Origin of the sequence: Bacillus sp. SIMBA_154, from assembly GCF_046536015.1 — a bacterium.
GTDB classification, from domain to species: domain Bacteria; phylum Bacillota; class Bacilli; order Bacillales; family Bacillaceae; genus Bacillus; species Bacillus pumilus_P.
This window is the reverse complement of sequence record NZ_JAWJBV010000035.1, coordinates 1-10,148: the sequence shown is the minus strand read 5'-3', so window position 1 is coordinate 10,148 and position 10,148 is coordinate 1. Positions and strand designations below refer to the sequence as shown.

Annotated in this window: 13 protein-coding genes and 1 pseudogene; all 14 read right to left on the bottom strand. The window is 42.5% G+C overall.

Annotated elements, in window-relative coordinates; all coding sequences use genetic code 11:
* Positions 1-461 (bottom strand): peptidoglycan recognition protein family protein (locus R0K30_RS20780; RefSeq protein ID WP_410612640.1); only part of this gene is annotated, 461 nt, incomplete at its 3' end.
* A 56-nt stretch (positions 462-517) separates the two neighbouring features.
* Positions 518-781: a phage holin gene (locus R0K30_RS20775; protein WP_047945502.1), complete on the bottom strand. Its 264-nt coding sequence runs from the start codon at positions 779-781 to the stop codon at positions 518-520.
* Positions 782-796: 15 nt separating this feature from the next.
* Positions 797-1,009 (bottom strand): BhlA/UviB family holin-like peptide, encoded by a 213-nt coding sequence (locus R0K30_RS20770; protein WP_025092921.1) that lies wholly within the window; start codon positions 1,007-1,009, stop codon positions 797-799.
* A gap of 58 nt (positions 1,010-1,067) precedes the next feature.
* Positions 1,068-1,211: an XkdX family protein gene (locus R0K30_RS20765; protein WP_186299636.1), complete on the bottom strand. Its 144-nt coding sequence runs from the start codon at positions 1,209-1,211 to the stop codon at positions 1,068-1,070.
* Complete coding sequence (locus R0K30_RS20760; RefSeq protein WP_410612637.1) at positions 1,208-1,582, bottom strand: hypothetical protein; 375 nt, start codon at positions 1,580-1,582, stop codon at positions 1,208-1,210. The genes R0K30_RS20765 and R0K30_RS20760 overlap by 4 nt, the downstream gene beginning before the upstream one ends.
* 4 nt (positions 1,583-1,586) lie before the next feature.
* Positions 1,587-2,714 carry a hypothetical protein gene (locus R0K30_RS20755; protein ID WP_410612635.1) on the bottom strand — a complete coding sequence of 376 codons (1,128 nt, stop codon included), beginning with the start codon at positions 2,712-2,714 and terminating at the stop codon, positions 1,587-1,589.
* A gap of 17 nt (positions 2,715-2,731) precedes the next feature.
* Positions 2,732-3,115, bottom strand: coding sequence for a phage tail-collar fiber domain-containing protein (locus tag R0K30_RS20750; RefSeq protein ID WP_047945506.1), 384 nt, complete (start codon positions 3,113-3,115; stop codon positions 2,732-2,734).
* A gap of 495 nt (positions 3,116-3,610) precedes the next feature.
* A pseudogene (locus R0K30_RS20745) lies at positions 3,611-4,051 on the bottom strand (YmfQ family protein); the annotation flags it as partial.
* Positions 4,038-5,084: a baseplate J/gp47 family protein gene (locus R0K30_RS20740; RefSeq protein ID WP_410612633.1), complete on the bottom strand. Its 1,047-nt coding sequence runs from the start codon at positions 5,082-5,084 to the stop codon at positions 4,038-4,040. The pseudogene R0K30_RS20745 and the gene R0K30_RS20740, both read right to left, overlap by 14 nt.
* Positions 5,077-5,505 (bottom strand): DUF2634 domain-containing protein, encoded by a 429-nt coding sequence (locus R0K30_RS20735; protein ID WP_410612631.1) that lies wholly within the window; start codon positions 5,503-5,505, stop codon positions 5,077-5,079. Before R0K30_RS20735 ends, R0K30_RS20740 begins: the two co-directional genes overlap by 8 nt.
* Positions 5,505-5,786 (bottom strand): DUF2577 family protein, encoded by a 282-nt coding sequence (locus R0K30_RS20730; protein ID WP_410612629.1) that lies wholly within the window; start codon positions 5,784-5,786, stop codon positions 5,505-5,507. Before R0K30_RS20730 ends, R0K30_RS20735 begins: the two co-directional genes overlap by 1 nt.
* Entirely contained in the window at positions 5,783-6,889 is a 1,107-nt protein-coding gene (locus R0K30_RS20725; protein WP_410612627.1) for an XkdQ/YqbQ family protein, read from the bottom strand. Before R0K30_RS20725 ends, R0K30_RS20730 begins: the two co-directional genes overlap by 4 nt.
* Positions 6,890-6,901: 12 nt before the next feature.
* Entirely contained in the window at positions 6,902-7,564 is a 663-nt protein-coding gene (locus tag R0K30_RS20720) for a LysM peptidoglycan-binding domain-containing protein (protein ID WP_410612625.1), read from the bottom strand.
* Positions 7,557-10,148 (bottom strand): transglycosylase SLT domain-containing protein (locus tag R0K30_RS20715; RefSeq protein ID WP_410612623.1); only part of this gene is annotated, 2,592 nt, incomplete at its 5' end. The genes R0K30_RS20720 and R0K30_RS20715, both read right to left, overlap by 8 nt.

The following is a 10,148-nucleotide window of genomic DNA, read 5'->3' as shown; positions in this document are numbered from 1 at the left end:
GCAATACCTGCTTCGAAGCTGTCCCAGCGATTAAGTAGCTTTCGTGGACATTCTTTGCCGCTCCAGCGCTTATGCGGTACAACGTTGGCCAATGGAATGCCTTGCTCTGTCATCAGCTGACGGATTAGCCATTGAGCGTTTTCAACTGCCTTCTCAAAGTTACCACCAGCATTTTCACAAATTTCAATACCAATTGATTTCATATTGCCGGTTCCCCGACCGTCTCCCGCATGCCATCCGTTTTCGTTTAGTGGCAAATGCTGATAGATGACACTATCATCCACAGTGTAGTGCCAACTTACGCCTGTACTAGATCGTTTCACAAACGATGCGTGACTCGCTGCGTTTGCCCCTTTTGCTGTGTTAGCTGTGTTATGAACCGTAATATATAAAGGTTTCATATAGTTACCAGGACGGTTCTTGTTGCTTTTCGGAATAAAATCTTTAATGATTTTTACCACGTTCATCGTCTCCTTTGATCAATTTAATATAAAAAGAGCCACCTCTTGGCAGCTCCTTACTTCGTTAATCCTTTTTGTTTTAGAACTTCTTTCTGCTGCTGCCCTTTCTCAGTCACATAGTTGTTTTTGAACCATGCGGCAAGGGTTGTTACGATTGTGAAGATCATTGAGCCAGCAAGATATAATGTCTCAGCCAATGATGTGATTTGATCTTCTTCAATCGGTAAAACTGGTTTACCGAAAATAATTAAAGTTTGGTTGATTAATGCCATAAATAGAAGCACCGTGCGGATCACAGTGCCTTTGTCGAAGTTTTTCATAATTGTTTCCTCCTATTATTTTAAATTCCGTTCAATTTTATCGAGCTTGTCGATCACGACATCATACTTTTCACTAAACTTTGCTAACACTTCATTTTGCGCTTCGATTTGTTCATTGAGCTTGTTTTCTCTTTCCTTTGTCGTGTTGAGAACATAAAACAATACCCAACAAAAAAGAACCGCAAAGGGTCCTTGTGTCATCAGATATTGAGCCAAATCCATTTCCACCATACTCACCTACCTCACTTTTTCCACCCCCTTAAAGAAGGCAAAATAAAAAGCCCTTTTAGGCTTCGTACTGTTCTCCCGTTATTTCTTGATAATCTTCTTTGTTAATCCAACCGATTTCTACATAAAAGGCAATGTCTTCAGGACCGTAACACTGCCAGTCCCAAAATTGCTTTATATCCGCAACTGTTGGATATATCATGATTTTTCACCACCCTTCAACTCCTGAATCTCAGTCATGAGTTGGGCCAATTGTTTCGCCATCTGTGCTTCACGCAGTTTGGCTGCAGCTGCTTCCTTTGACAGTTCAGTCAATTGTTTAGTTAAGACCGCATTTTGCTGTTTTAGTAAATCAATATCATACGGCGGTTGCTCGATTTGTAAGCTATCAATGTATTCCTGGGTTGCCGATTCAAACCATGTATTACTGGCATAATCGTACTCAGCTTTATATAACCCATCTTGCGGCTGCACATCCGTAAACCCCTCTGGAATTTCAGCTTCATCGGGTATTTCTTTATCTCCACCATGTATATACTTGAAATCCTCATCATAGGCGTATATTGGCTTCATAAAATCACTCCTTTGCTTTAAACATGCAATTCACCACGATAAACTCATTATTACTTGAGCTGTCTTGAATGATAAAACGGCCATCCGTAGCGATATATTGTCTACTATATTGCGGTCCTTTAAAACCACCGGTACTTGATGCGACTCCAAGATTATAGTGAGGACCAGCTGGTTCACATCCTACTGGTAACGTAAAGGCAGGTACATCACCTATTGTTCCTCCGGTAATTGCTCCCCTAACATAAACAGTTCCCATTGCATCCTTTGCAACACGTACCCGATAATCATTATTGACTTCACTTTTATACGTTTTCCATCCGTTTCCGATCGTCGGAAACTTCCAGTCGAGTTTAGCATCAGCATCAGTGATCATACGTTTCCACCCTTTAAAGACTCCTCCAGTATGAACAGTTCCGAACCAGTACAGATTGTCAAAACTTCTACATAAACGAATGTCTTTTCTTGTGTCGATCCCCTCAACGTCAATATTAAAGAACGATGAATCGTTTGTGGTCGGTTTATTTGTAAGGTATTGACCTGCTGCAGAATAACGGCCAGGGGGTAAAGATAAAATATCCGTTCCATCTAGCACAGTTGGGAGCGGTTTACGATCACCTGAATCTTGAGTGATTTTGTACAATTGACCATTATTCCATTTGTTCCTTTCAGCAACTGACGGCAGCTGCGTCCAAGTGATAGATATATGGCTAGAATTATAATAAAAGTAATATGCATTACCTGATGTGTCTACCGCAAATCCCGTTCCGATGTTGTTTTGTCCCACAGTTTGAATTCCTCTTAAATAGGCGTTACTAGGTGCAGGGGAATCCTCTACACCTGGGGATGCAATGAAAGTACAGGTTCCCTTGTCTTTGATCGCATCATAAATATTTTTGTCAGCTGGGACAGAAATCAAGTATTTGCCGTCATCAGCTGTGATCTTATATAACTGCGATTCATTCCATTTCTTTTTTTCCGATTCGGATGCATGCGGATTGGTGTCATCAATATGCCCAAAGAGTTGTTCTAAGAGTCCTTTATCATTTTCAAGTAATACCTTCACCATGTCATTGAACAGATCTGCATGAGCCTTGTCACTTGTTTCGAATACTTTAGGAGATTTAATGTCCATCGCTGAGCACTCCTTTCTTAATAAATATCATCAATCTCAAAGATGAATTCAATGTCACCATCTTTTTGTTTGTCTGTCATGGTGCGTATGGCCGTAAACTTTCCATCTTCATCAACTAGAGCTAATTCGTTGATTACTTCTCCAGCAAGCTCTCCTTCAGCGATGGTGCATGTGTACCGGATCTTCGCCGGCTCCATAAACTCGTATGAATCAATCTCCTTTTGAACAAGTTCACTCTTTAATTCTTGTTCAGTTCCATCCAGAGAAATTGGTATTCCGTCCTTAGTTCCACCATTCCCAAAAGCCATCTTAACCACTTTTGTGAGCTTCGTTCCTTCTGCTCTAGCCTTGGCCATTTGTTGCCGAGCATAAAGCGTTGTAACGGTTAATTGATCAGCCATTATGATCCTCCTTTATAAATCTATTTGTTTGGACGTGGCAGCTAGATATTTTGAACCGTCTAGCGGTACTGATCCATCAAGCGTCCAATATTTCTGCTTAATGATTACACTTCCGCTTTGCTCATTTGATACATGAGCAGCCATGCGAAATGTCATTTTACTTTTTTCTTTATTTACGTGTTTGAAACGAGATCGAAGTGTAAGAGCTGCTTGTTGATCCGTTTCGTGTTTGGCTCCTACCATGACATATCTTGTACGACCAGAAACTTTCATTTCTTTTTTGAGCTTCATGGCCAATTTTAAAGACTGCCTAAACCGAACAGGAATGTCAGTAGAATTGCGCGATCCGCTCAAATAAAAAGTGCCATTAAGTAAAAACTCTCCATTTAACAGAATCGGGATGTGATCAAAAAAGCCCACTCTGCTGCGCAGTGTGAGCCGGTTACGATAATCTTTGATTTCATGAACATCAGTATGATGAATGCTTGTAAATTTGTAAGCCAAGTGAGCCGGTTTCAAGTTTTCAAGCGTCTCTACAATGTATCTGGTGTTCTGCAGGTCATCCAAATTAACACGAAGAGAGAAATGATAGCGGCCAGTTGTTAGACGAACCACTGCGCTAGGGTTCTTCAAGAACCGGTTCACCGCTCTTTCTAGTGATGCATACGTGATCGGTGGAATGTTTGACATGAGATTCAATACACGTGCCCTTCTCAATTCAATCGAGTCACTTGACTCCCGCTGCACCTTCAGCATCCTTTCCCATCGATCCAATCCCCATGTTGCTGTGACCGGAAACAATTGATCAGTCATATCAAAAATAGAATCGTCTAGCCTTTCCATCTCGGGAGCTTCGGATTTCATGAGCTCATCAAAATCTGTGATCTCTGTGAGATAAGCAGGAAGGTAAGCTTTCATTTCATCAAGCTTGCTCAATGACGTTCACCTGCCCTAGACGCGGAATTTCAATGTCTTGGAGCGGCAAGTTTTTGGCTTCACCATTGATCAAGACATCCGCATAATCAGAGACACTATCCGCATGATACAAAATGTCATTGATCGCTGACATTCTGATCACATTTTCTTCAAAGGCAAGTGATTTTAGAAGCGCTTTGACCTTCTCTTCAATCTCCTCTTGTGCATCTTCAATGGAGTAATCCATTTTAAGCTCCACAGATACGGACACCTCAACATCTTTCCACTTGGCGCTTTCAACAGCGGCAATAGCCCCGATTGGTGCTTGACCTTCCCCTTCTCCTGGAACAGGATCAATGTACTCTTGAACCTTATTGACGAGCAGATCCGTCGCCACATCAAAATTCCCGTCAGTGATGACAACTTTCACTGTACCTTCACCATTCCAGAGAGGAAAAACCTTCGCTCTCCCAACTCCTTCTACTTCTTCAGCCCACTTTTTATAGTGTGCTTTGTTGGCACTGACAGCTTCACGTCTTGCCCTCATCAAGTACCGTTCATAAAGAGCTTCATCATCTTCTTCCTCTTGCCCTGGTATCTTCAATTCTTCAAAGATGACAGATTCTAATCCTGGTATGTTATCGAGCGAGAGGAGCGGCAGCTCTGCAAAATTCCCGTTCCCTATAGAACCTGATGTTTCACATTTCAGCGTGCCGTCAGATTGATATTGAAAATACAGACTGTCAATGTAGAACCTTGAGCCAATTGGTATTCTGATACCTTCAGGCGAGACTTTAACGGACCATACAGCACTTGTGGCCGCTTTACGAGTGATCCCCACTTCAGCAGCTCGTCTATCTAAAAATTCTCCCTGCGCTGTATCCGCAAAGACAAGATCGAATACCTGGTCTAGCCATATATAAGATTGAGCAAGTTCCGCAGCTGCAGGAGCCAACGCATTCCATATCACGCTGTTTTCACGTTTATCAATATCATCCGGTATACGTTCCAACATGCGTTCCATGATGGCTTCATAAGACTGTTCTTCAAACATCTTCGCCAATCACCTCCTCGATCTCCAAGGTTCCCTCATCTGTCACCACTTCAAATATCACCTTAAAGGCTGCCCCCTCTTTAGTGATCTCAAAATCTTGAACACTTTCGATTCTTTCATCCACTAAAAGAGCCTCTTCAATGAGCCGCGGGATTTCCATCTCCTTGTATTCGTCCGTTGATTCTTCATCAGACACAGCTTCCTGCACTTCGCATCCTACGTCATGGCTATAAACAGCATGCGAATATCGTTCCGTTCTTAAGGCCATATAGACGAATTGGCGAATGGCATCAAGACCATTGATCTTTTCATTGGTTAGATGTCCTGACTCGAAGTCGATACGGTAGGTGGTCGAAGGTTCAACAATATCCTCTTCATCTTCCTCAAAATCTCCAATTTCTTCTTCAGGTGAAAGAGCCATTATGAACCACCTCCTACTACTTTATCTAAGATGTAAAATATCTGGCCCCCTGTCATCGCAAGAACCATGACACTATCGCCTTCTTCGAGTCCATCATCTTCATCTTCGTCCAATCGAGTTGGCCAGATAAGAAGTTCTTTAGGAATGATGAGTTTGTCATTCTCATTGAGTCGAACACTAAGAGGGGAAACAGACACCACATCACCAAGTATCAATTCTGTTGGCGATTGTGCATCCACAGCATTGACAGCCAATCGCTTAATTGCATCGCTTAGTTTCATGACTGGTTCCCCGTTGGGATTGTATTCTTTTCAACGACATCGATCGTCATGGTGTGTTTGGTTCCTTTAAATTCATGGCTGTCTTGATCGATCCAATACGTTTTTTTAATGCCGATATCAGGGATGATGATGCGTACTGGCATACCGCTTTGTAATTCAGGAATACCTAGAGATTGGATGCTTTTCAGTTCTTTTTTTACGCCTTTCTTTTGAGCCAGTCGGACATCAGCCCTCTTTTGCAGCTGTGCTTGGTTGATCTCTCCTGACACTCTTTCAACGTGCTGAAGAATTCCATATTTGCTTCTTGCTGAACTATCATTCGCCACAGCCAACATCTCAATCTCTTTCTTTTGAGTAACCATCTTGGGCTTCTTTGGCTTAGTTGGTTTGGTTGTTTTCTTATCTTTCTCTTTATCTTTGTCCGTAGACTTCGATTTCTTTTTTTCCTTCTTTAAAACTTTGATTTTTTCCACATGTGTGGCTCTCATCTTCACACGTGTGGCCGTTTCCTCAATCGATGTGCTGTACTGATAATCAATGAGATTCACACCTGATTCAATGACCCATACTTCGGACGGATCAGGCCAAGCTCTCAGCCCCATTTTCCCTTTAGAAGAATAGATTTGATAGTTACGCCCTGTTTGCTTCTTTGTTTCTTTTAACGCCTGCAGGATGATGTCATAAAGGCTTGTATCGTTTTTGAATACAAGTGATTTAATGACATGGCCTGTGTTAGTGATCGATGTCATCGGGATCTGAAAATCTTGACCCAGCCGCTTCATTATCTGATCAGCCCGTTTGTTTGCAAAGACATAGACATCCTGGTTCTTCACCAAATACTGAAGCATGTCATAAGCAGTAAAAGTGAGCTTTTCGTCCTTCGGCGTTCTTGCAAAGACTGTTCCTCGAAAGAGTTCTTTTCCTTTCCACTTGAAAAGAACAGTGTCACCCTCTTTGATGCTGTAATACTTTTGACTTCCTTGTTTTGTAACGATCGTTGCTTGTATTGAGCGAGGGGCCTGATACCTTTGCCCCCGAAGTGTCACACTCTCTGTCACAAGCTCGTACATGGTGCCGCTTCTGATGGCAAAAAGCTCAATCAATGTCAGCCCCCCCTATTGTGGTATTTTTAATTTTTGACCAGGGAAAATCCAATGCCCTGGTTGTCTAATATTGCGTCTACTACGTTTGATCATCGCGGCTTTATTCACATTCCAAATGCGGCGCCATTTTGTACTATCACCATAGAAGCGGCCAGAAATATCCCACAATGTATCGCCCTTTTTAACGGTGTACACTTTTGGTGCGCCTTTTGAGCTGCGTTTTTTGCTGCTCTTTTTGGTTTTCCGTTTAATTTTTCTAGGTGATGCGGTTTTGTATTCTTTCAGCTGCAGCGTGAATTCACGATCACCCACATCATAAGTACCTTCATTGTGATTGAAGCTTTCTATGCTGCATTGCATATTGATTTTGGTTCCTGTGACAATAAAGCGTACGGGCTTTTTTGATTTCATAAATCGCTCTATTTTCGCAATCGCATTCTCTGGTGATGGAATGCTTTTATATTCAGCAATCGGTGTATACTTCTTTGGAAAAAAGGCTGTAAATGAAATTTGGCGAGCCCCTGGTACATCCAAGAATGTGAGCTCGCCAAATTTTGATACTTTGATAGATTCATTTTGTACGTTGTTATTGAGTTCTAATTTCTCTGTAAGGACAGGGAATCGTAATTTGTCCTTCCCTTGCGAAATCCATAATTGATATTTTGATTTAGCCATCAATCACGACTCCCTTCGTTCCAGTGTTGATTTCATTTTCTAATTCATCAACCAACATCTGTTTGATCTTTTCAACAAGTGAATCTGCATCTTGACCATTATGATAATGCTGCTCACCATTAAAATTAATGATGATCTGTTTTGATCCGCCAGAAGCAGACGGTGCATTTGATGTGCCAGTTGTTACTGTTTGCACCTGACCTTGTGAAAGCTCAGATGATGCAGCGTTGGCCGGATCATATACGTCCATTCCTAAAGCCTGTGCAGCTTGAGCCAACAAGTAGCGACCACGTATGCCACGCTCTTCAGGAATAATCCATTCACGCTTGTTTCCTTCACCAACTCTAGCTATCTGTTCCTGAGTAATCAGTCCACCGTTTGCATACCCCTTATATGGTCCACCGTTTCTGATACTTCGTAATCCCGGCGTGTTGAAGACTGATCCATATCTTCCCTTAATATAGTTAATGGCCGCAACAGCATTATGAATTGGGTTCCAAATGTCATTCATGCCCTTACCTTTATTGGAGTTAAACGTTGGCCCAATGGTTTGCATTAAGCCTTTAGAAGGTGTTCCCTTTTTGGCGTTTGAATCCCATAAGTTGATCGCTCTCGGATTTCCATTTGATTCGTGCTGAGCGATTGTCATCAGACCTGGAAGCCAGCTCATCGATGTGCCAGTTGCCATCAGAGCTGCCATGAGCCATTGCTGTACACTAAGACCTGAAGCCCCCATACCGCTGAAGGCACCGATTAAGGAACCAGCTTGATTCTCTGCGAATTTCTTCACGTCAACCGAATCAAGACCTTTGACGACACCGATCGATGCGAATTTTCCAAGACTCATCATGACGCGTGAAGGAGAATGAATGTCTAATTCTTCGCGGAAGGCTTGTTCCACTTTCTTGGCCATGTCCTTTGCCGCTTGTGTCACTTCGCTTCCTTTGGACCTCATGCCACTGTTAAATGCATCAATTAGTCCAGCTCCCCAGGTAGGTGACTCTTGTCGAGTATTCAAGAAAGGCTGTCTTACATTTTGATCTAAAAATTGACCTGTGCCAGTTGGTGTCATGTTTTGACCTGCAGCAAAGCCGGTGACAGTTTGCACACCATAAAGCGGTGTTGATGCTTGAATTTGAGTAAATGGTTGCGTGATATTAGCTTGTTTCCATTGCTCCATTGAGATGACTTTATTATTTAGTCCCTTCTCGAATTCAGACGTGAACTGTTCCCCGTATTTTGATGCGTTGCCTGCGTCCCCAATTGATACCGATCCACTTGCAGAAGTGGAAACTGATGAGGCAGCAGCCGGTCTCATAGGAGATGATGAACCAGCTTGAGAAGTAGGTGAAGCGCCGTTTGGCATAACAGACATACCAAGGTGGGAAGCAGCTTGTGCAAGAAGCATCTTCCCTCGTCCTCTGTTGTTTTCAGTCGGGATGACAAACTCTTTCCCCGCCTCGCCGATCCATGAAAGTGTTGGCTTTGTGATATAACCACCGGTGGCGTTATTTGCTGCTTTCTCTTTCTTTTTCAGTCCTGTTTTTTCTTCTCCTTTTTTCTCAAAGATATGAAATGCCTTCCCACTAAATTCTTTAACTTTACCGACAACATTTCCAACAATGTCAAATAAGCCTTTCCATGTGCTTGTTAACTTTTCTGCATGATCTTTTAATGGGTTGAAAACATATTTTTCAAACCATCCACTAACCGTTTCCCATATACCCTTGATCGTTTTCCATGCTTCATCAAATTTTTCCCACACAAAGGTAATCGCTGGCTCCGCATACTTTTTATATGGTTGCCACACATACTCATCAAACCACGTTGCGAGCACCACCCATGATGTTTTAATCCAGTTCCAAGTGCTTTTAAATAGGTTCCAGATAAACATAATGGCTGGCAGACCAACGTTAATAAAAGGCTGCCAAACGAAAGTATCAAACCATACCGCAAACGTGCCCCATACGAATTGAACCCAATTCCAGAACTCGGTTAGTTTATTCCACACCCCTACAATGGCTTCAATTGCCACTGATCCAAACGGTTCCCAGACATATGTCATAAACCATGCCGAGAAAACGGACCAGGTGATTTTTATCCATTCCCATAATTCGGTGATCTTGTTCCACACAAGAGTGATTGCCACAACCGCAATTTGTCCGTAAGGAGTCCATACGTTGTCCATGAACCATGTCGATGCAGCTCCCCATACGGTACTAATCACTTCCCACGCAACGACAAAAACACCAACTACAAAGTTGATGATTGGTACTGCAAAGTTATAAATAGGCAGCCACACGTTATTATTGAACCATGAAGAAAGCTGACTCCATTTCTCTGTGATCCAGTTCCATGTGTCATTGAAAAACGTTGTGATGGGTGTTAGCACATTATCATTGAACCAACCGGAAACGGTGGACCATGTGTCTTTAATCCACTGAACTGCATTCTCTGCACCTTTGACAAGCTCATCCCATTTCTTCTTGATGGTACCGTCATCAAACATCTTACCGATCCAGTTACCGAGATCACCGCCAAAGATGCTGCCTAATACTCCCCCGATCGCTGTTCCGATTCCAGG

Bases quoted from the DNA above. Each gene is read 5' to 3' on its own strand.
- R0K30_RS20740 (WP_410612633.1), bottom strand. From the start codon at position 5,084: ATGTTTGAAGAACAGTCTTATGAAGCCATCATGGAACGCATGTTGGAA.
- R0K30_RS20720 (WP_410612625.1), bottom strand. From the start codon at position 7,564: ATGGCTAAATCAAAATATCAATTATGGATTTCGCAAGGGAAGGACAAA.
- R0K30_RS20730 (WP_410612629.1), bottom strand. From the start codon at position 5,786: ATGAAACTAAGCGATGCAATTAAGCGATTGGCTGTCAATGCTGTGGAT.
- R0K30_RS20775 (WP_047945502.1), bottom strand. From the start codon at position 781: ATGAAAAACTTCGACAAAGGCACTGTGATCCGCACGGTGCTTCTATTT.
- R0K30_RS20735 (WP_410612631.1), bottom strand. From the start codon at position 5,505: ATGGCTCTTTCACCTGAAGAAGAAATTGGAGATTTTGAGGAAGATGAA.
- R0K30_RS20755 (WP_410612635.1), bottom strand. From the start codon at position 2,714: ATGGACATTAAATCTCCTAAAGTATTCGAAACAAGTGACAAGGCTCAT.
- R0K30_RS20760 (WP_410612637.1), bottom strand. From the start codon at position 1,582: ATGAAGCCAATATACGCCTATGATGAGGATTTCAAGTATATACATGGT.
- R0K30_RS20750 (WP_047945506.1), bottom strand. From the start codon at position 3,115: ATGGCTGATCAATTAACCGTTACAACGCTTTATGCTCGGCAACAAATG.
- R0K30_RS20765 (WP_186299636.1), bottom strand. From the start codon at position 1,211: ATGATATATCCAACAGTTGCGGATATAAAGCAATTTTGGGACTGGCAG.